Here is a 20,614-nt window from a genome sequence, read left to right as displayed (position 1 = left end):
CACGGAAAAAGCCCTGCCCTCTTCTCTGCAGAAGGCAGGGCGAGGGTGGAGCTGCTGGGGAGAAGCTGCTCCGGGCTAGGGCGGAGACGCTCAGGCCAGCGGCTTTTTCACGCGCTTACGGACCACCGGCTTCTTGGCAGCCGAAGCCGACTCGGCCGATTCCGGCTCTGCTCCCGCAGGCTCGGCTGTGACTGCCGGAGCAGAGGCCGCAGCTTCGGTGTCCTCACGGCCCGCATCCTTCGAGGCAGCCTTTTTCGGAGCGGCCTTTTTGGCGGCGGGCTTGGCGGCAGCTTTGGGGGCAGCGGCCTTCTTGGCGGGCTTGGCTGCCGAGCTGGCAGGGTCGGCCCCGTCCGCGTCAGCAGCTTTCTTGGCAACGGTTTTCGGTGCAGTGGCTTTAGGTGCAGCGGCCTTCTTGGCGGCGGGCTTGGCCGCGTCATCGGGGGCGACGCCCGCTTCGGCAGCAGCGGCGGCCTCAGCGGCTTCGGCGTCCAGGGCCTGCTGCTCTTTGAGGCGGAAAATCACCAGGCTGCCCACGAAAGTGCAGGTGATCATGCCGTGCGCGTTGAGCAGCGAGAGCGCGGCCATCACTTCCTCGCGGGTCAGGCGCAGCTGGTCGCTCATGTACAGTGCGGAGTCGGCGCGGCCTTCCAGATATTCGCGGATACGCAGGGCGTCTTCGGTCAGCGGGGTGGCGGGCACGTCGGCCAGGCCAGGGTCGGCCAGGCCGTACACGGCGCGGGTGCCGGTGCCGGGCAGGCGGCGCACCCGGCCCTGGTCCAGCAGGCTGGCCAGCGCGGCGCGCAGGTGCGACAGGGCCAGGCCGGTGGTCTTGGCCAGTTCGGTTTCGACCCATTCGGGCTTGGAATCCAGCGCTTCAAGCACCAGCTTCTCATTGGCGCGGCGGGTTTCCTGCAGGTCTTCCAGCGTGGGGGGGTTAAACATGGGTTCCTCCGTGGGGCGCCGCGTGAGCGGCTTGATGACGTGGCGTGGCGGACGCGGACGGTTTAACCCTGACAGTATGCCGCATAGGAGCGGGCCGGGGACAGACATCCCCACCCATGTCCAGCGCCCCGGGCACTCCGCTCCAACAGCCGGGCTCTTTCTCGCCGCGGGCACGCAGGCCCGGAACCTGACACCCCGCCAACTCGCCCCGCTCTAGACTGCCCGCATGACCCCCTCTCCCCCACTGCTGGAGCTGAAGCAGCTCAGCAAGCGCTACGGTTCCTTTACCGCGCTGGACGGCGTGACGCTCAGCGTGGACGGTGGGCAGGTGTTCGGGCTGCTGGGACCGAACGGAGCCGGCAAGACCACCTTGCTGCGGATTCTGGCGACCCTGCTGCAGCCCAGCGCAGGCACGGCGGCGGTGGCGGGGTTGGACGTGACCCGGCAGCCGGACGCGGTGCGGCAGTGCATCGGCGTGGTGAACGGGGGGATGGGCCTGCCCGCCCGGCTGACCGGCCGCGAGATTCTGCATTCCTTTGCAGGCTTCTATGGCCTGGGCCGCGCACAGGCGGAGGCACGCATTGCCGAGCTGGACGCTGCGCTGGACCTGGGCCGCACGCTGAACACGCGGGCCGGCGAGTACTCCACCGGCATGCGCCAGAAGGTGACCATCGCCCGCGCCGTGATTCAGGACCCGGCGGTGCTGATTCTGGACGAGGCGGCTAGCGGCCTGGATATTTTTGCCCGCCGCGCCCTGCTGGACTGGGTGGCGGCGGCGCGCCGGCCAGGGCGGCTGACCCTGTACTCCACCCACGTGATGAGCGAGGTGGAAGAGGTCTGTGACCGGGTGGCCGTGCTGCACGGAGGCCGGCTGCTGGCCGAGGGCACCCAGCCGGAGCTGCTGGCACGCACGGAGGCCGGGACGCTGGAGCAGGCTTTTTTCCGGCTGGTAGAGCAGGATGAAGCGGCGCAGGTGGGAGCGGCCCATGCGCTCTGACTTTGTCTGGCGGGTGGCGGCCCGCGACCTGCTGTCCACGCTGCGCGACACCCGCACGCTGCTGGGCACGGTCCTGATTCCGCTGGTGCTGATTCCCGCACTGATGCTGGGAATGCCGCTGCTGCTGGGGCAGTTTATCGGCGGGCAGGCACAGGAGCGGCAGAAGGTGGGGGTCATGGGTACGCTGCCGCCTGGCCTGCGGGCCGAGCTGGAACGGGGCGGCGCGGGGGCAGCGACCCAGACCGCTGAACCGGCGCTGTCCGGCGTGGAGCTGGTGCCGCTGGCCGCCGCCACACCCGAAGCCGCCCGCCAGGCCGTGCAGAGCGAAGAGGTGGACGCCGTCATCCGCGTCACAGCGCCGCTGCCGCAGCGTGAAGGCGACGCGCCCGCTGCGGTGCAGGTGTTTGCCAAGCTAAACTCGCTGGCTGCACAGACCGGCGCGCTGGGCAAGGTGGAAGCGGCCGTGGACAACTACAACCGCCGCCTGGCAGCCCGACGGCTGGAAGCGGCGGGCCTGAGCGAAGAAGACCTTTCGCCGGTCACGCTGGACCCGCAGGACGCCGCCACCGCGCAGGAGGCGAGCAGCGGGCAGCTGGCCTTCCTGATTCCGCTGCTGATGCTGAACTTCATCCTGTCGGGGGCGATGGCGACCGCGCTGGACTCCACAGCTGGAGAAAAGGAGCGCGGCACGCTGGAAAGCCTGCTGGTCAGCCCGGTGCGCCGGGGCGAGGTGGTGGCGGGCAAGCTGCTGGCAACGACCCTCAGCGCACTGGTGGCGGCCCTGTTCAGCGTGCTGGGCTTTCTGGGCACCGGACTTATCGCCGGGTATCTGCTGCTGCGCGGCGGCATGCAGGCCGAGCTGTCGCAGGCGTTCGGCGGACAGCTGACCCTGAGCGGAGGCAGTGTGCTGGGGCTGGCGCTGAGTGCCGCCGGGGCCGCCCTGCTCATCAGTGCGCTGCTGATTGCCCTGAGCATCTACGCCCGGTCCTACAAGGAAGCGCAGACCTATGTGACACCGCTGTCACTGCTGATTGTGGTGCCCGCACTGTTTCTGCAATTCAGCGACGGCTTCGCTTCCGCCTTTTACGCCGTGCCGCTGTTTGGCTCCATGCTGAGCGTGATGGATGCTGTGACCGGCACCCTGAAATGGCCGCAGCTATGGCTTTCGCTGGGAGCCAATCTGCTCGGCACGCTGCTGCTGGGCGCTCTGGCGCTGCGCTCCTTTTCACGCGAAGAGGTGATTTTCCGGAATTGAGGCTGCCCATCCTCCCCCGTCTCCACCAACCTGCGCTCAACCAGCCCACCAGCCCGCCAGCCCCACCGTGCTGGCGCTGGCCCCGGCTGAGGCGGCGGCAAGTCCCGCTTGAGACGGACGCTGGGTGGGAAGTATCCGGATACGGAGAGGTTTTTGTACACCTGAGCAGTGGCCCCGCCGTCCAAAGGTAAAAATGGACCTGAATAAGCACACATCTTGCCCAGCGGCCCTGCGCCTTAATCTGGGTTCATCTGGCGCTCAGCGGCTAAGCTGAGATTTTGGCAGCACGCCGCAACTCGCGGCCACAGCTTTATTCCGGCGGGCAGCTTGGGCTTCCCGCGGCCCCCTTCCCCGGCAAGCGGGAATACGAGGTAAACATGATCAAGGGCAAAGAACTGCTGGGACGCCATGTGGTGGACCTGAGCACCGGCGAGCGGGTAGACAGCGTGCGTGACATCGTCTTCGACCACGGGGCCAATCTGGTACTGGGCCTGGTGGTGGACGGGGGCGGCAGCTGGCTGCGCCGGCGCGACCGCGTCATTCCTTTCGCCGCCGTGTACTCGGTAGGCGAGGACGCCGTAATGATTACCTCGGCGCAGGACGCTGCCAGCGACGAGGAACAGGCCCGCATGAAGGAAATCATGGATTCCAAGGTGAACCTGATCGGCATGACGCTGCTGACTTCGCAGGGCGAGGACCTGGGCAAAATCGGTGACGTGGTGTTCGACGAGTACTCGGGCCGCGTGGAAGGCTACGAGGTGACTGGCGGCCTGTTCGCGGACGTGGCCGGGGGCCGCGCCTTCGTGCCTGCTCCTGAAAGCGTGCAGATTGGCAAGGACGTGGCCATCGTGCCGGCCAGCGTGGCCGAAGAGATGCGCCGCAGCGGCGGCGGGTGGCCTGCCCCTACCGGCGAAGAACGCGCCGAGCTGGGCGGCGACTACAGCCGTGAGGAGCTGGCCGAGCAGGCGGCGCAGCGCCAGCGCGACTATCTGGTGGGCCGCATCGCCGGAACCAGCATCATCCTGCCCGACGGCACCGTGGTGGCCGAGAAGGGCGAACCCATTACCGACGAACAGGTCACCCGTGCCGAGCGCTCCGGCCGCCTGATGGTGCTGAGCAGCACTTCGCTCAGCCCCGAGGAAGTGGCCGGAGCGGAGGCCGCCGAGAAGACCCCCGAAGAGGATGCAGCCGGAGCCGAGAAAGGAAGCGCCGTGGAAGCCGGGCCGCCCGCCACGGTGCGGGAGGCAGAAGCAGCTCCTCAACCGGCCGCACCGGCTACCCCCGAGCCGCTGACAGAGCCCGGCGAACCTGCGCTGCTCAGCTTCAGCGAGATGGTGGGCCGCCGGGTGCGCGAGGACGTGACCGACGCCCAGGGCAACCTGCTGGCCGCACAGGGCCAGATGATTACGCCTGCCGTGCTGACCCGCGCTGAGGAACTGGGGATGCTGGAAGACATTCAGCTGCACCTGCGGGAAGGCACCGAATCCGCCGCCGAGCCGCTGGACCTGGGCGAGTACGAGCGCCGCAGCGCCGACACGTTGCTGCCCCGGCCAGCAACGCCTGCAGCCACAACAGCTGCACCCGCAGTGACGGACACCACACCACCCGCCGAGCTGGAAGAAAACCCCAGCGCCACTGTGCCCATGACTGCGCCCATGCCCACGCCCGCAGCCGAACCCGGCAGCCCGGACCTGCTGGACACAGCTCCACTGGACATGGGCCGACTGGACACAGCCCCACTGGACACGGCCCCGCTGCACATGCCCGAGCCGGAGCCGCCTGTCCAGGCGCAAACCGCAGACGTGGACCTGATTCCGGGCGGAGAGGGCCGCCTGACGGCGGTGCCCAGCCCGGAGCCGCAGGACCGGCCGATACGGGCGCGGGCGGAGCAGGTGGTCCACCTCAGCGAGCCGACCCCGGCGCCGGAACCGGGCCTGCTGGAAAAGGCCCGCCGCTGGCTGGACGACCGCCGCGAGGACCTGCTGCACGACCCCAGCGAACGCGAGCTGGTCCAGGTCTACGAGCAATGGGGCGCACCGGTCACGGCGCCGCCAGAGCCGGCCTTGCCACAGGAGCAGGCACAGGTTAGAGAAAGAGAAGCCGCAGAGCACTCCTCGGCACTGCCTCCCCGTCCCGCGCCGCAGCCGACAGTGCAGCGCCAGACCCATGTGCAGGCACAGGCTGCCCCCACGCCGGACGCAGCGGACGAGGGAGAAACCCTGGTCCTCCGTGGCCCCGCTCCACAGCTGACCGACCTCCCGCAGGACGAGCAGCCGCCCGCCCCACTGCTGGCCCAGCCGGTAGACCTGGACCTGACGGGGCCCGCTCCGCTGGCTCCAGCCGCTGACCCCCTGCAACCGGTCGGCGGCCAGGCCGACCTCAGCGAAACGGCCGGCGAACTGCGGGCCGAGCTGGCCCACCCTGCTCCAGCACCGCACCACGCGCCCCAGCCAGCGCTGCCCCAGACCGAGCTGACAGCCGACCCCCTGCAGCCGGCGGGTGAGGAGCCGCCGGCCTACGCTCAGGCAGTCGAGACTGTGGCAAATACAGCTGCGCCAGATACAGCTGCGGCTCTGGCAAACGCAGAGGCCCACGAGCCAGCGCTGGCCCAGAGCGCAGACAGCGCTGAGGGGTTCAATCAGGCCACCATTGAGAACATCGTGCAGCAGGCTTATGGCTGGCCGGTCGAGCGTACGGTACGGGCCGAAAGCGGTGAGGTGGTCCTGGCCGAGGGCGGACGGGTCACTCCTGCCGCAGTGGCCGAAGCCAAGCGCCTGGGCGTGCTGCGCGAACTGCTGAGCGCCGTGCGGCGCGGCGAGTAAGGCAGGCCAGTACGGGTAGGGTGCCGGGGTCTCCTTTGCGGGACCGGCGCCCTGCCACTGCCTACCCAGCCGCTATCATGGCCGCCGAATGACGCAGTCCACTGCCCTTACCCTGCTGCCTCCCGCTGCTCTGGCAGAGGACGAGTTGCTGCCCTACCGGGTGCAGCTGGTGCGGCCCGGCGCAGAGCCGTTCGAAGGCAGTTTGGGTGACCTGGCAGCGGCACTGCGGTCGGGCGAATTGACCCCCGAACAGGTGCCGCTGCTGGAGCTGACCGGAGCGGTGCTGGCCTGGCTCAGGCAGCACCCCGCCTGGCAGGAGGGCCGCCCGCCGGCCGAGGTGCTGCCCCCATTGGCAGCGGTGATTGCCCTCAAGGCGCGGCTCCTGCTGCCACCAGCCCCGCCCTCAGAGGAGGGGGACGGGGAGACCGAGGACTGGTCCGAAGCCTGGGACGACGTGGCTGGCGGCGTAGAAGCCCTGGCCGAGCTGGACCGGGCGGTGCACTTTCTCAGCCAGCGCCGCACAGAGCGCAGCGGCCTGATTCCAGCCCCGGTGCCCCGGCCGGGGCTGGACCTGCCGCGCCGCCAGCGTCCCCCCCGGCAGGGGCAGAACCTGCGCCGTTTGCTGGAAGCCGCCCGCGCCGCCGTACGCGAGGTGGACGTTCCCCTGCTGGCCCGCGAACGCCTCAGCCTGCAAGGGGCACTGAGCGCCCTGTTGGCCTTCGGGCGGCGGCTACGGCACTTCAGCTTCAGTGGAATCACCGCGCAGGACTGGGGCGAGCGCACCACCTATTTCGCGGCGCTGCTCGAAGCGGTCAAGACCGGCGAGCTGCGGGCCGAGCAGGCCGAGCCTTACGGCGACATTCAGGTCGAACTGGGCAGCGGGAATGTTGAAAGCGCGCCGCCCGCTGCGCCCTAAAAGCTCTCCAGAAATTCGTGGAGGCGGGCGCAGCTCCGCAGTGAGGCGACGCCGCACGGTTGACAATGCTCTGCCCGAAACCTTTATCTGTCCAGAACCTCGCGCAGCCGTGCCAATGGATGGCGGGAATAGGAAAAGCCCCCACCCACCGGCGGGGGCCTTCTTGCCTACGGCCAGCCGCGCCCTTACGGAGCGGGCGTGGTCGCAGCGGCGGAGCCTTCAGCGGCGGCGCTCGCGGCGCCCGAGGCGTCATCCACGATCACCCCAGGTGCGCCCGCAGGATCCGTAGTGGTCTGTGTGCCCGAAGCCGCCGCTCCGGAAGCGGTTTGGGCTCCCGAGGCGTCGGCGGGAGCATCGGCACCCACGCGGGCTTTCTGGGCGGCCAGCACTTCTTCCAGCTTGTTCACAGGTTTCAGGGCGGCCACCTTGCTGCTCAGGAACTTCTCGCCCTCGGCGGCCTGCTTCTCGTTGAAGAGGCTGGCCTTCAGGCTGGTGCGTACCTCGTCCAGCGGCAGCACGCGGCCCTGCTGCAGGTCGGTCACCGCCACGACCTTCCAGCCGTCGCTGGCCTGCACGATGTTGGTAAGGCTGGTGCTGCCCACCGCACGCAGCTCGCCTTCAAAGATGGACTGCAGGACCGAGGGTTCCATCAGGTCGGTGTCGGGGGCCACCTGTCCGCGCTCGGAAACAATGCCCCCAGCGGCTGTGGCCGCCTGCGTGAAGTCGCCGCCCTGCCAGTCCTGGCGGAAAGCCAGCGCCTGCTCGCGGCTGGGGAAGGTCGCTTCCGACACCACGGCGCTGGCGGGCGTCTGGAACTGCTGCTGGCGCTCCTGATAGGCGGCCTGCAGGTCCTCGTCGGTCACCTTAACATTGCGGCCCCCGTAGGCAATCAGGCCACTGACCAGGTCCTGGCGGGTGCCCACCACCGGGATATTCTCCGCCTTCACGATGCTGGGCGCGGCATATTCCTGAATCAGCTGCTCCACCACCGAGGGCTTGAGCATGCCGTTGACCATCTCGGTCAGCTGACCGCCTTCCATGCCCTGCATCATCATCATCAGCTGCTGGTTCTGCATCACGCGGCCCACCACTTCCGAGTAGGGAACCTTGCGGCCGCCGACTTCGGCCACGGTGGGGTCTTCGTACTTCCAGGCCGGGTCCACCACTTCAATCTTGGCACCCGCCAGCTGCTCATCCATAAAGGCTTCCACGGCGGCCCGCTTCTTGCTCTTTTCCAGCTCGGTCTTGACTTCCTCTTTGACGGTCTCAAAGGGCTTGGTTTCGGGGGGCAGCAGTTCTTCGACCTTCACGACGTAAAAGCGGCCGCCGCTGGCCACCACGTCGGTCAGGCCGGGCGCGGGCAGGGCCTGCACGGCAGCGGCGACCTCTTCGGGCAGCACCACCGGCTCCACGGGCTGGAGCGCGCCGCCCTCGCCCAAGGCGCCCAGGGCGCCGCCATTCTCGGCGTTCTCGGTGCTGTTCTTCTTGGCGAGCTCGGCAAAGTCGGCGCCGCCGCGGGCCTGAGCCAGCAGCTCACGCGCCTTTTTCTCGTCGTCCACCACAATCTGACGGCCCCTAAGGCGCTGCTCGGTCTGGAACAGCGTGGGGTTCAGGTCGTAGTAGGTTTTCATCTCCTGCTCGGTGGCGGCAGGGACGGCGGCTTCGATGGCCTCGTTCTTGCGCTGAACGGCCAGGCCTTCTTTGACCTGCTCGCGGTATTCCGAGTCGCTCAGGCCCACGCGCTGCAGGGCGTCGGTCCAGGCGGCGTCGTCGGTCAGGTTGTTCTGCTCGCGCACCTTGGTCACTTCGGCGTTCACGTCTTCGCGGGTCACGTTGATGTCACGCGCCGCCTGCACCATCAGCTCCTGGCGAACCACCTGCGAAATCATGAAGGTGCGGAAGTCGTCTTGCAGCGCCTTGCCCTGCGAGGCGAACGGCGAAGGGTTGTTGTCCTGAATCTTTTGCAGCTTCTCGGCAGTGATGGCCTTGCCGTTCACGCGGATGGCCGGAGTGCCCTGTTCGCCGCGCACAGCGTTCGTGATGGTCTTGGCGCCGTCACCGGGCAGGAACTGCAGGGCCATGCCGCCGACCATCAGCAGGGCAAGAACGGTCAGCAGAGCATTGAGAGCGGTTTTCTTATTCACTTGAAGTCCTCCTCAGAGACGTGATACTTTACTTGAGCTTGCGCGTACCCGTAGCTCAGCTGGATAGAGCGTTAGCCTCCGGAGCTAAAGGTCGTTGGTTCGAATCCAATCGGGTACACCACACAAAAGAGCGCCACCCCGCAGGGTGGTGCTTTTTCGTTGGCTGGAGGTTAACTCCGGCTGCCAGCAGCTGTGGGCCTCCCTCAAACACGCGGGCGATTGTATCACGCACCTCTATGAGCTTCCTGGCCCGGCCTGCCCCGCAAAGGCAAGGCGCAGCCTCTTTCCCAGCGCAGCTGACCCGCTAAGATTCAGCCCATGACTCTGCATTCTCTTCTTCTGGCCCTTCCCGGCAGCTACAGCGGCCCCGTACAGGTGCAGCAGGCCCCCTACGGCGCGGTCGGCACCGGCGAAGGCACCCTGGCCGCGCTGCTGGCCCAGCCGCTGATTGCCGCTTCGCTGAGCACGGGCGGCACCCAGTTCGTCCTGGGCAGCCCCGACAGCGCACCCTTGTCTCTGGAATACGTCGCTCTGGCCGAAGCTGCCGGAGCGCAGGTCCGCCGCGTGGCGACCGGCGGAGACGCCGAGCACATCGATACCCTGATCCCCGCTGGGGTCACGGCTACCTACCACGGCGCACAGTACCTGGCCTACGCCAGCGGCCACGCCGCCGAAGCGCAGGAGGCCGACCGCCTGCTGGCCACGCTGGCAGCCAGGTGCGCCGGCGAGGACACCGAAGGCAACCCCGCCCGCGAGCTGGCCTGGCGGCTGCATGGGCGCACCCCGCTGCTGCTGGCCGACGAGGGCTCGGAAGGGCTGGTGCTGGCCTGGCAAAACCTCTTGGCCCGCACCGGCAAAAGCTACAGCGTGCCGGTGCTGGGCGACCCCCTCCCGGTGCTGAGCGGCATGTTCGAAGCCCAGCACGAGCAGGGCGACGCCAAGGTGGGCCTGATTCTGGGCGACCTCAGCCCCCGCCTGGACGTGGGCCGCGAAATCATGGAAAGCCGGGTGGACGAGGTGATTCACCTGCCCTTCCCGGAACCCAGCGCCGAATCTGGTGCAGACAGCGACTACGCCCCTGGGCTGGCGCTGTGGTACCTGGGAGCATGGACCGCCCTGTACCTGGCCGAAATCGCCGGGCAATCACCGGAGGACAGCCCCGTGCTGCACCGCGCCCAGGCCGAGCTGAGCGGCGAAGCACCGGAGAACTGAGCCGCGACTGGACAGCGCAGAAGAGGACCGGGGTAAGGTGTGTTCTGCTCTGCCCCGCTCCCCCCGCCTCCACGGCCCGCCCGGACCTGCAGCATTTGACGGCATGACCGCGCCTCAGGGAAAAGCGCCGGGAGTTCCCCTTTTGCCCGTTGCCCCCCGCTCTCGCTGAGTCCATCTGCGGCGTCCAACCAGCCGGGTCAGTCGTCGCCCACAGCTTCCAGGGGCAGGGGCGGCGTGGCTGCCTCCTCTACCCCCAGTCCGCTCAGTGCCCGGACAGCCCCGTCCCAGCCGGCTTCGTCCAGTGTCAGGTAGGCGTGGGCCCACTGGAAGCGGTGGTAGCCTTCCGCTCCCTGGGGCGCGGCGTCCAGCGCGGCCAGTGTTTCGCGCCCCCAGGCAAAGGTGACGGGCGGCGCCGCAGCAGGCCGCTCCTGCAGCCAGCGCTCCAAGACGCCGGTGGGCGGCAGGTCAAACAGCACCAGCGGCAGCGCTGGCAGCGGGTCGCCGGGCTGCAGGTAGTGCAGCTCCGGCAAGCGGGCGGCGAGCGAGGCCCGCAGTGTTTCACCGGCATAGACAGCCACGCCACGGCCCACGGCCTTCAGGCGGGCCATGACCTGCTCGGGGGTGCGGCGCACCGCCAAACGCGCCGCAGCCACCTGGGCCTGAGGCGCGGCCAGGGTCAGCGCCTGGGGCGGGCGCAGTTCTTCCGCTTCCCACTCGGCCGACACCCGGCCCCGGAACTCCGAGCGCCGCAGCCGCACGGCCAGGTCACGGGGGCCTGTGGCCGCGTCTTGCTCGCGGAACTTGATCCCACGCAGCCCCGCCGCCTGGAACTGCAGGCAGTCTCTGTTCCTGCCGACCAGACGGGTGCCGCTCAGGGGTGAACGCAGGTGCCACAGCGGTGGCCGCAGCCCCTCGCCGTAGGGCTCGAAGGCTTGCAGCTCCTGCCACAGGTCCAGCGTGGCGTAGGTGGCAGGCAGCGGCGCATCCAGCGTGACGTGCGGCACTGGCACCGGGAACTGCGCGGCGTAGTCCTGCAGGCGGTCACGCAGCCGGGGCAGGTTGGCTTCTTCCAGGGAGAAGCCTGCCGCGCCAGGATGCCCGCCGTACCTGAGCAGCAGGTCGTGGCTGTAGCGCAGCCCCCCCACCGCGCTGATCCCCGGCGTGGAGCGCACCGACCCCTTGCCCTGCGCCACGATATACACCGGCCGGTAGAACTGCTCCAGCAGCTTGCTGGCCACAATCCCCATCACGCCAGGGTGCCAGTCCGGGCGGGTGACCAGCAGGGCCCGTTCGCCGGGGTCCACCAGGTCCAGCGCCTCGCGGTACATCCGGTCTTGCAGCTCGCGGCGCTCCTCGTTGCGGACCTCCAGGTACTGCGCCAGCGCCCCCGCCCGCTGCGGGCTGGACGTGGTGAGCAGCTCCAGCGCCCGGTCCGCTTCGCCCATCCGCCCGGCCGCGTTGATACGGGGAGCCAGCACAAAGGCCACGTCCCGCGCCGAGGGCTGGGCCACCCCACTCAGTTCCAGCAGTGCCCGCAGTCCCACGATGTCAGTGCCGGGCAGGGCCGCCAGGCCCACACCCACCAGGGCCCGGTTTTCGCCGGTCAGCGGGGCCACGTCGGCAATGGTGCCCAGAGTAGCCAGGGCACTCAGCGGGCGCGGCTCGGGCAGCCCCAGCTCCTGATGCACGGCCCACAGCAGATGGTAGGCCACCCCCGCGCCGGTCAGGTTGTGGAGGGCCGGGTCGTAGTTGGCCGTCAGCTCCGGGTGGACCACCAGACAGTCGGGGAAGGTCGGCGGCGGTGCATGGTGGTCGGTCACGATGACATCGGTGCCGCGTTCCAGCAGGCCGGCCACCTCTTCGCGGTTGGACACACCGCAGTCCACTGTGACCAACAGGTCACAGCTCTGCGCGTGCTCGTCCAGCTTGGAGGGGTGGATGCCGTAGCCCTCCTCCAGCCGGTGTGGAATAAAGCCGTGGACATCGGCGTCCAGGGCCTGCAGGCCCAGCACCAGCGTGGCTGTGGCGGTCACGCCGTCGGCGTCGTAGTCGCCGTGAATGCGGATGCGCTTGCCGGCGCGAATGGCCTGCACCAGCCGCCGCGCCGCTTCACGCAGGCCAGGGTTAGGGGTCAGGCGGTGTTCGGGAGACAGCAGCTCAGGGCGCAGGCCGCGTCCGTACACCCACTGCGCTGCCGGCGCCGAGAGGCCGTAGCGCTCCATGAGGTCTCGCAGGGCGGGCAGCGGAGCGGGGCGGGCCAGTTGCCAGCGGGCCGCGGGGGTCAAGACGGCTCCTCGGCGGCAGGGGCCGCAGCCGGCGGCAGCTGGCCGCGCAGCAGCGCCTGCAGGTGCCGCTCGCGCTCGGCCAGCAGGCGCTCGGCGCGCAGGCGCTGCATGTTCAGTCCCAGCAGCACCGGCAGCAGCAGCAGCAAGGTCCACACCGAGCCCAACGCCGCAAACCCCACCAGACCCTGCGCCTGTGACACCAGCGAGACCTCCGGCGAGAACAGCCACGGCACACTCAGGGTGCCGCCGTTTTCCAGTGCGGTCAGCACCAGCAGGCCGCCCAGCAGCACGGTCACCACGACCTGGAGAGCGAACAGCACTTGCACAGTCAGGAGTCTAGCAGGCCCGGCTGCGCCGCAAAGGAGCGGCCGCTTCCTTCAGGCGACCCTGCCGCCTTCCCTGGCCGCGCCCTGGTCGTCCCGCGCTGCTGTCAGCCGCTGGCCGGCAGGCACGACAGGACATGCCGGGCACGCGGCACCTTTTTGGCCCGCTCGGCGGCGAACTCGTACGGCTCGTTCATCATCAGCCAGTACAGGTCGTGCAGGTAGGTAAGCGACAGGTAGGCCCGCAGCCGCCGCAAGACGGGCGGAGTGCGCCCCGGCAGCAGGCCCAGCACAGCGGCCAGGCTCTCGTCGGCGCCCAGCAGGTCCAGCGTTCCCGTCTTGAGGAGGGCCAGGTCGCGGAGGGGGTCGTCCCAGTCGGCGTTGGTCCAGTCAATCAGCATCACCTCGCCGGCCGGGTCAATCAGGATGTTGTCCTGCCACAGGTCCAGGTGGCAGAACGACGCCGGCTGCGCGAACTCGCCGGCGTGCAGGGGGCCTTCTACGGCGGCGAACAGGTCGTCAAGCCCCTGCGAGGCCAGCACGCGGCGGAACTTGCGCAGCCGCTCCTCCACTCGGCCCACGTCCACCTCGCCCTGCTGCACAGCATGCAGGCGTGAGAGCTGCACTTTCAGCTGCGGCAGCGCGGCCGGCAGCGTGGCCGCCGTGACCCGCTTGCCTTCAAAGCGGCGCATGACCAGCGCCTCGGCGCCGTCGGCCACCAGGGTGTCCACCACCCAGTGGCCCAGGCCTGCGCGGCGCAGGTTCGCGGCCTCGCGCTCGGCTTTGCCCACGCCGCTGCGGTACACCTTGATTACTGACTGGCCGTCCGCCGTGGCGTACACCCGGCTCTGCATACCTGTGCCCATGCTGCTGAGCGGTCCATACCTGGCGGTCAGTTCAGGCAGGCGGATGGTAGGGCCGTCGGTCACCTCGGCATGATAGCGGGCGCTGGGGCACCGGGGGCAAGGCTGCACCAGACCGCCAAGTACACCACTTGCAGGCCGCGTGCTCCGGAGGTCCGGCAGCTGCACTTCACCCAACTTCACCCAACCGGCGGGGCGGCCCCGGCGGCACAGCCCCCGCCCCCTACAGCTTCAGGTCAGGGGTGCCGAACTTGTCCTGCAGAAATCTGCCGTTGGCCAGCAGCTCACCGGTATCGCCCTGGGCCACGCTGACCGTGATGCTCTCCAGCGTCTGCTCCAGCAGGGCCAGCTGGTCCAGCAGCACCGCGTGCGGCGTGCGGCCGCTCAGCAGCACGTGCTGCTGAGCGTAGCGGGGCGGCAGGCGCAGGTAGTTCTCGAAGGTTTCGGGCAGATAATCGGTCACGATTTGGCGGATGGTAAAGGCGTGGGGGTTGCCCTGCAGTTCCAGCTCACGCAGGCGCGGCAGCAGGTCGTCCAGCTGCGCTTCGAGGCGTGCCAGCCGCGCCTGCACGTCGGGGGCGACCCGGCCGTGCAGCCCGCGCAGGAAGGTTTGCAGCTCGCCGCGCAGGGCCTGCTGCCCGGCCAGTTCTTCCAGTTGCAGGTCGGTCTGGGTCTGCGGCGTGACCAGCACCCCGAGCGCGTACAGCCCCAGCACGATGGGCAGCCAGAACGCTTCGAGCAGCCCGGCAAAGTGCGCCAGCAGCCCGGCGACCGCCAGCAGCGTGCCCACCAGATGGCGGGTGGAACGCAGGTGACGCTGCAGACCCGCTGCCCATCCGCCCGTCTGCCCGCCTGCTGCCCGGCTCACTGATAGCCCCGGATTTCCTTGAAGGCGGCCGCCAGGTTCTGTTGCCCGTCGAAGGTGCGCCCGCCGGTCAGCGCCGCCACCTCGTTCATCTCCTGCACGTCGCTGTCGCCGAACAGCACCGTAAAGGTCTTGACGGACCGCGCCCCGGCCGGCAGCGCCGCGTAAAAGTCGCGGAACTCGTTCAGACTTGGCCCGGCGGTGCCTTCGCCGTCGGTCATCAGCACCACCGAGGTGTAGCTGCCCGCCGGAGCCGCCGCCGCCTGGCGGTACGCCTCGGACAGCGCGCCGTAGATGTTGGTGCCGCCGCCCGCCTGCAGCGCCCCGCCTGCCGCCGCGATGGCCTGCAGGTCGGCGGCGCGGCTGGCCTTGTTCACCTGAAAGGACCTGACAGCCTCCACGTCGCCGGAAAAGGGAATCAGCGTGACCCGCTCGCGGTCGGCAAACGCCGCGAAACGCCAGCCCAGCGAGGTGTCGGCCCCGCTGAGGTTGCCCAGTGCCGCCTTGAGAGCTTCCAGCCGCTTACCTTCCATGCTGCCGCTCACGTCCAGCACGAAAATGGTGTTGGCCGGTCGGCGCACGTCGTTCAGGTAGCTGCCCAGAATGGCGTCGATGGTGCCCGCAGAGGCCGGAAAGGGCAGTTCCACCAGCATTCCGGGCGGAAACTCGCTGCTGAGGGCCACCCCCGGCGCGGCGGGGCGGCGCAGTGTCTCCTGCATGATGCGCTGCTGCACCTGCGGCGAGCGCAGCCGGTCCACCAGCGCCTGATACTCGCTGCGGCGTGCGTCATTCAGCAGCATCAGCGGATAGTCGGCGGTGACGAGGCCGTCGGACGGGTAAATCAGCTTGAGCGGTTCTTGCAGCCGCCCGCCCCGGTTCAGCGACAGCAGCACCGATTCGTAGTTGATCAGGCCGTTCAGTTGGCTCCGGCCCTGGTCGGCCACGTAGGCGTCGGCCAGCCAGCCGCTGGAGCCGGAGGTGAGCACCTGCCCCTTAAAGAACTGCTTGAGCGCCCCCGCCTGCACGTCCCCGGCCGTGATGGCGTCTCCCTTGCCGCTCAGCGCCGCCGTAATTCCAATCAGTGCGGTCATGCCGCTGTTGGAGGCGGCAGGGTTGGCCATGCCGTAGTGCAGGTCGCCGCTGGCCACCCTGGCGGCGATGTCCTTCCAGCCCACCGGGCGGGTGTCCCAACCCCAGGCTTTGGCGTCGCTCTCCTTGACGCCCAGCACTACCGGGGACAGCATGATTTTCTCGCTGGAAAGGATGCGCCCGCCCAGCCCGCCCTGCAATTCCAGGTACTTGGCGTGCGAGAACCACACCAGGTCCGGCCCCGCCGAGTTGCCGGCCCCTGCGCCGGCCTGCAACTCGGCCACGCCGTCCAGCGTGCCGGTGTAACGCATGTTCAGCCGCACGCCGACTTCCCCGGCCACCTCGTCCAGCAGCGGTTCCAGGTCTTTGAGTTCCGAGCCGGCCATCACGTTCAGCACCGGGCCGCGCTCGCCCAGCGTGTCCGGCGTGGCCCCGGCGTCCGCCGTGCGGTCGGTGCAGCCCCCCAGCGCAGCGGCGAGGAGGACGGCGGGCAGCCAAGCAGCGGCGCGGCAGTTCATGGGTACTCCTTTTCGATCTGGGCAATCATGGCGTTCAGCACCTCCTGGCTGGGTTCCTGGGCCAGGTCCACCAGGCTGGCCGGCACCTTGACCCCGCTGGCCTGCACGGCCCCAGCGAACTGCGCGGCGTCCGGCGTGCGGAAGCCGTACTGCGCGGCCAACTGCTGCAACTGCGGGTCCTCGGCCAGGGCGTGACCGAGTGTTTGCCCGGCGGCGTCCAGCGGCACCAGCACATGCTTGGCGTAGATGGTGGGCCGGGGATACAGCAGCGTGGCCCCGGCCGGCAGTCCCCCGTGCCCTGCCTGCTCAAGGAACTGCGCTTCGTAAATCACTACCAGCGGCGCCTTGCCGGCTCCCAGGGCCAGATAATCCTCGAACGGCCCCGCCGAGGAGTTCTCCTGGAAACCCTGACGCAAAAACAGCGGCATGGCTTCACGGGCCAGGGCCGGCGCTTCGGCCACCTGCGGCACCGCCTCGCTGTTCAGCAGATAGGCAACCAGCGCCAGGTACATGGCCGCCGAGTTGGACTTGCGGACATCGGTGGTGTTCAGCAGCAGCGACCGCTTGGAGGGATAGGCGTCCGCGCCCCTGAGATCACTCCAGCGCTTGCCCGACTGCATCAGCGGCAGCAGCGCCCGCATGTCCAGCCAGCTGACGCCCTGGTCCTGCTGCACCAGACCGTTTCTTTTCAGCAGGCCCGCGACCGGCTCCCAGGACGCCACCGCCAGCGGCGTGTAAAAGGCGTCGTAGGTCTGGGCGGCCCCGGAGCGCTTTTTCAGCACCTCGGCGGCGGACACTCCGGCAGGAAAAGCGAAGCTGTAGCCGGCCAGGTCGGCCCCGGCCATCTCACGCGAGCCGGCCTTGACCGCCTGCACCTTCAGTCGGTATTTCTTTTTCAGCGTGGCCTGCACCTGTGGGTCGGCGAAAAAGGCCTCTTTCTCCGACCCCACCAGCCCTTTCACTTCCTTGACGCTGGCCTGTGTGGCCGAGTACCAGATCCCTGCGGCCAATCCTACGGCGAGGAGGATGTTCAGCAGCAATGTCAGTGTCTTGCGCATAGATGTGGTCTCGTGCCCGCATTGTGCGTCCCGGGTGTCAGCCGGGGGTCAGTATGTGGCAAAGACAACAAAGTGCAGACAGAGAGGGAAGTGGAGGGATCTGCGCCCCTTCATTCACACCAGCCCTCCTCACTGGCCCTGCCGACAGCTCGCCAGCGGTTGGTCGCGGCCCAGTGGGCGAATATAAAAACATCCAGGGATGATCCTGGGGTCGTGCTCGCGGAGGGCTGTTGAAGCGAAACATAGCCGTAGGGCAGCCAGCGGCTGAGACTCGCTCGGCGCTCTCCTCTGGAGCTGTACCAGTCGGCGCTCACCAACGAAATAGAACTGAGGGGCGGCCCTCAGTTCACATTCGCTCCGCTCAGTTGGGTGAATTATTCCCACTCAATCGTCGCCGGTGGCTTGCCCGTGATGTCGTATACCACGCGGTTCACCTCATGCACCTGATTCACGATGCGGTTGCTCATCGTGCCCAGGAACTCGTAGGGCAGCCGCGCCCATTCGGCGGTCATGAAATCGCCCGTGGTCACGGCCCGCAGCGCCACCGTGTAGGAGTAGGTGCGCTCGTCGCCCATCACACCCACCGACTGAATGGGGGTCAGCACCGCCAAAGCCTGCGAGCACTGGTCGTACAGCCCAAACTCGCGCAGGCCGCTGATAAAGATGTCGTCCACGCGGCGCAGGATGTCCAGCTTTTCCTCGGTAATCGCGCCCAGGCAGCGGATGGCGAGGCCAGGGCCAGGGAATGGGTGGCGCATACGGATGTCGTCGGGCAGGCCCAGCAGCTTGGCGATTTCGCGCACTTCGTCCTTGAACAGCGTGCGGAACGGCTCCACCAGCTTGAAGGCCAGGTCTTCGGGCAGGCCGCCCACGTTGTGGTGGCTCTTGATGTTGGCCGCGCCCTCGCCACCCGCCGACTCAATCACGTCGGGGTAGAGGGTGCCCTGCGCCAGAAACTCGAAGGGGCCGTACTTCTCGGTTTCGCGGTCAAACACGCGGATAAACTCGCGCCCGATAATCTTGCGCTTCTGCTCGGGGTCGCTGACGCCGTCCAGGTGGTGCATGAATTCCTCGCGGGCATCCACCGTGACCACATTCACGCCCGCGCCGCGCAGGGCCGTTTCCACCTGCTCGCGCTCGTTCAGGCGCAGCAGGCCGTGGTCTACAAACACAGCGGTCAGGCGGTCCCCCACCGCACGTGAGAGCAGCAGCGCCAGCGTGCTGGAATCCACGCCCCCGCTGATGCCCAGCAGCACGCGGCCTTCGCTGCCGACTTGCTCCTGCACGCCCGCAATCAGCTCGTCCAGAATGTGCTGCGGCGTCCAGTCACGCGACACGCCGCAGATGTCCAGAAAGTTGCCCAGCAGTTGCCCGCCCTTGGGCGTGTGGACCACTTCGGGGTGAAACTGCACGCCGTAGCGCTTGGTTTCGTTGTTCTCGATGGCGGTGACGGGGGTGTCCTCGGTTTTCGCCACCACCTGATAGCCCTGCGGCAGTTGCGTGACGCTGTCGCTGTGGCTCATCCAGGCCACGAACTCGCCTTCGATGCCCTTAAACAGTTCGCCGCCGTACTCGGTCAGGTCGGCCTTGCCGTACTCGCGCTTGCCTGCCCGCTTCACGTCGCCGCCCGCCTCGTGGGCGAGGTACTGCATGCCGTAGCACACGCCCAGAATCGGCATGTTCAGGTCCAGCACGCCCGGCGCGGGCTTGGGCGCGTTCTCGTCGTACACGCTGCTTGGGCCACCCGACAGCACGATGCCCACGGGCTGCTCCTGCTGGATACGCTCCAGCGGCGCGGTGCCCGGCAGAATCACCGAGTAAGCGCCCATTTCGCGGAAGCGGCGGGCAATCAGCCGGGTGAACTGGCTTCCAAAGTCAAGAATGACAACCGTTTGATGGTGTTGTGAAGGCTGAGTCATTGCGGCTTATTCTGGCAGATGACGAATGGGAGATGCTTTCGCTGCCCTGATGAAGCAGGCCTAAGAGTCCAAGAGCCCGGGGGTCAAGATTAAGGGGCAGCGCGTTAGAGTTGCCTGCCCCTTATTCCATCCATCCTCAGCGCACCAGCTCCTGCACTCCGTCTGGCGCGGCCACGAAGGCCCGTTCGGCCATGCACAGGAACAGGCCGGTGTCCACCACGCCCAGGGTGCCTTTGATGCGGCGCTCCAGCTCGGCGGGGGCAAAATCTGCGGGAAGCTGCGCGTCGTAGATGAAGTTGCCGTTGTCGGTAACGTAATTGCTGGCTCCGGTCATTCGCAGGCGGCCACCCGGCAAGAACTCGCGCAGGCGTTCCACGGTGCTCAGGAAGCCAAACTGCGCGATTTCGATGGGCAGCGGGGCTTTTTCGCCCAGGCGACTCACGATTTTGGTGTGGTCGGCAATGATAATCAGTCGCCGCGCCTGGACTTCGGTCAGCTTTTCGCGCAGCAGTGCCCCGCCGAGACCCTTGATGAGGTCGAGGTTGGGCGCGATTTCGTCGGCTCCGTCAATAGCGATGTCGAGCGGGCGCGGGTCAAGGTCTTCTACCGGAATCCCCACCTCGCGGGCCAGGTCGGCAGAGGCGTTGGACGTCGCCACACCCACGATGCCGCTCAGCTCACCGTCCCGCAGCTTGCGCCCGAGTTCCTCGATGGCGTATTTGGCGGTGCTGCCCGTGCCGAGGCCTACCCGCTGCCCGCTCTGCACCAGGGCTACGGCTTTCAGGGCGGCTTCCTTCTTCAGTGCTTCCAGATTTTGGGCTTGGTCGCTCATGCGCTGGTCTCCATATCGGCGGCAATCGCGTCGGCCACCGCTTCGGCGTGCCCGTCTACCTTGACAGCCAGCCAGCTTTTGAGCAGCTTGCCCTGCGGGTCAATGATGAAGGTGGAGCGCTTCACGCCCTGCGTTACCTTGCCGTAGCTGTTTTTCTCGCCGTAGGCGCCGATGCTGGCGAGAAACTCTCCGTCGTCGGTCAGCAGCGGGAAAGGCAGGCTGAACTTCTCGCTGAACCGCTGATGGCTGGCGGCGTCGTCTTGGCTGATGCCGAGAATCTGCACGCCCATCTCGCGCAGGCGGGCCGAGTCGCGGAAATCGCACGCCTCGCGGGTGCAGCCGGGGGTGTCGTCCTTGGGGTAGGCGTACAGCACGACGTAGCGGCCTGCGTAGTCGCTTAAGTTGTGGGTCTGCCCCGCACCGTCGGGCAGGGAAAAGGCGGGGAAGGGGTCGCCAGGTTGGATGCGGTTGTTGGTCATGGGGATAAGTCTAAGGGAAGGGCGCCGAGGTCCTTTTGAAAGGCCTGCTGGCATTCTCCCTTAGACCCGTAGACCTTCAGACCCTTAGACTGAAA

The 20,614-nt window shown here is 68.1% G+C and carries 15 protein-coding genes, 1 tRNA gene and 1 pseudogene; 6 read left to right on the top strand and 11 right to left on the bottom strand.

What is annotated here, in order from left to right; genetic code table 11:
* Positions 1 to 453: 453 nt before the first annotated feature.
* A pseudogene (locus DEIPR_RS14795) lies at positions 454 to 942 on the bottom strand (transcriptional regulator); the annotation flags it as partial.
* A 226-nt stretch (positions 943 to 1,168) separates the two neighbouring features.
* On the opposite strand from DEIPR_RS14795, the gene DEIPR_RS03655 reads away from it, so the two are divergent.
* The 4 genes from DEIPR_RS03655 (at position 1,169) to DEIPR_RS03640 (ending at position 6,932) form a co-directional block, all read left to right on the top strand.
* Positions 1,169 to 1,939 (top strand): ABC transporter ATP-binding protein, encoded by a 771-nt coding sequence (locus DEIPR_RS03655; protein ID WP_013614486.1) that lies wholly within the window; start codon positions 1,169 to 1,171, stop codon positions 1,937 to 1,939.
* Positions 1,929 to 3,194 carry an ABC transporter permease gene (locus DEIPR_RS03650; protein ID WP_013614485.1) on the top strand — a complete coding sequence of 422 codons (1,266 nt, stop codon included), beginning with the start codon at positions 1,929 to 1,931 and terminating at the stop codon, positions 3,192 to 3,194. Before DEIPR_RS03655 ends, DEIPR_RS03650 begins: the two co-directional genes overlap by 11 nt.
* A 377-nt stretch (positions 3,195 to 3,571) precedes the next feature.
* Positions 3,572 to 6,016: a PRC-barrel domain-containing protein gene (locus DEIPR_RS03645; RefSeq protein ID WP_013614484.1), complete on the top strand. Its 2,445-nt coding sequence runs from the start codon at positions 3,572 to 3,574 to the stop codon at positions 6,014 to 6,016.
* A gap of 88 nt (positions 6,017 to 6,104) precedes the next feature.
* Positions 6,105 to 6,932, top strand: a complete 828-nt coding sequence (locus DEIPR_RS03640) for a segregation and condensation protein A (RefSeq protein WP_013614483.1) — start codon at positions 6,105 to 6,107, stop codon at positions 6,930 to 6,932.
* 185 nt (positions 6,933 to 7,117) lie between these two features.
* On the opposite strand, the gene DEIPR_RS03635 is transcribed toward DEIPR_RS03640, so the two are convergent.
* Positions 7,118 to 9,076, bottom strand: a complete 1,959-nt coding sequence (locus DEIPR_RS03635) for a peptidylprolyl isomerase (protein WP_013614482.1) — start codon at positions 9,074 to 9,076, stop codon at positions 7,118 to 7,120.
* Positions 9,077 to 9,120: 44 nt separating this feature from the next.
* Between DEIPR_RS03635 and DEIPR_RS03630 the strand changes: the two genes are divergently transcribed.
* Positions 9,121 to 9,197: transfer RNA gene (locus DEIPR_RS03630), tRNA-Arg, on the top strand.
* Between the two features lie 197 nt (positions 9,198 to 9,394).
* Entirely contained in the window at positions 9,395 to 10,288 is an 894-nt protein-coding gene (locus DEIPR_RS03625) for an SIS domain-containing protein (RefSeq protein ID WP_013614481.1), read from the top strand.
* 197 nt (positions 10,289 to 10,485) lie between these two features.
* Here the strand turns inward: DEIPR_RS03625 and DEIPR_RS03620 are convergent, their stop codons facing one another.
* The 9 genes from DEIPR_RS03620 to prxQ all read right to left on the bottom strand — a co-directional run bounded on the left by DEIPR_RS03620 (position 10,486) and on the right by prxQ (position 20,519).
* Positions 10,486 to 12,573 carry a single-stranded-DNA-specific exonuclease RecJ gene (locus tag DEIPR_RS03620; protein ID WP_013614480.1) on the bottom strand — a complete coding sequence of 696 codons (2,088 nt, stop codon included), beginning with the start codon at positions 12,571 to 12,573 and terminating at the stop codon, positions 10,486 to 10,488.
* Complete coding sequence (locus DEIPR_RS03615) at positions 12,570 to 12,899, bottom strand: hypothetical protein (RefSeq protein ID WP_013614479.1); 330 nt, start codon at positions 12,897 to 12,899, stop codon at positions 12,570 to 12,572. The genes DEIPR_RS03620 and DEIPR_RS03615 overlap by 4 nt, the downstream gene beginning before the upstream one ends.
* Before the next feature lie 104 nt (positions 12,900 to 13,003).
* Positions 13,004 to 13,825 carry an aminoglycoside phosphotransferase family protein gene (locus DEIPR_RS03610; protein WP_041221930.1) on the bottom strand — a complete coding sequence of 274 codons (822 nt, stop codon included), beginning with the start codon at positions 13,823 to 13,825 and terminating at the stop codon, positions 13,004 to 13,006.
* A 157-nt stretch (positions 13,826 to 13,982) separates the two neighbouring features.
* Positions 13,983 to 14,627, bottom strand: coding sequence for a hypothetical protein (locus DEIPR_RS03605; protein ID WP_013614477.1), 645 nt, complete (start codon positions 14,625 to 14,627; stop codon positions 13,983 to 13,985).
* Entirely contained in the window at positions 14,624 to 16,231 is a 1,608-nt protein-coding gene (locus DEIPR_RS03600; RefSeq protein ID WP_013614476.1) for a VWA domain-containing protein, read from the bottom strand. The genes DEIPR_RS03605 and DEIPR_RS03600 overlap by 4 nt, the downstream gene beginning before the upstream one ends.
* Entirely contained in the window at positions 16,228 to 17,289 is a 1,062-nt protein-coding gene (locus DEIPR_RS03595) for a hypothetical protein (RefSeq protein ID WP_013614475.1), read from the bottom strand. Before DEIPR_RS03595 ends, DEIPR_RS03600 begins: the two co-directional genes overlap by 4 nt.
* A 374-nt stretch (positions 17,290 to 17,663) precedes the next feature.
* Positions 17,664 to 19,208: a glutamine-hydrolyzing GMP synthase gene (gene guaA, locus DEIPR_RS03590; protein ID WP_013614474.1), complete on the bottom strand. Its 1,545-nt coding sequence runs from the start codon at positions 19,206 to 19,208 to the stop codon at positions 17,664 to 17,666.
* 136 nt (positions 19,209 to 19,344) lie between these two features.
* Positions 19,345 to 20,040 carry a ribose 5-phosphate isomerase A gene (gene rpiA, locus DEIPR_RS03585; RefSeq protein ID WP_013614473.1) on the bottom strand — a complete coding sequence of 232 codons (696 nt, stop codon included), beginning with the start codon at positions 20,038 to 20,040 and terminating at the stop codon, positions 19,345 to 19,347.
* On the bottom strand, positions 20,037 to 20,519 hold the full coding sequence (prxQ, locus tag DEIPR_RS03580) for a thioredoxin-dependent peroxiredoxin PrxQ (RefSeq protein ID WP_013614472.1): 483 nt from the start codon (positions 20,517 to 20,519) through the stop codon (positions 20,037 to 20,039). Before prxQ ends, rpiA begins: the two co-directional genes overlap by 4 nt.
* Positions 20,520 to 20,614 lie beyond the last annotated feature (95 nt).

This window comes from Deinococcus proteolyticus MRP, assembly GCF_000190555.1.
GTDB classification, from domain to species: Bacteria; Deinococcota; Deinococci; order Deinococcales; family Deinococcaceae; genus Deinococcus; species Deinococcus proteolyticus.
The sequence above is the reverse complement of the archived record's forward strand: the minus strand, read 5'-3'. Positions and strand labels throughout refer to the sequence as shown.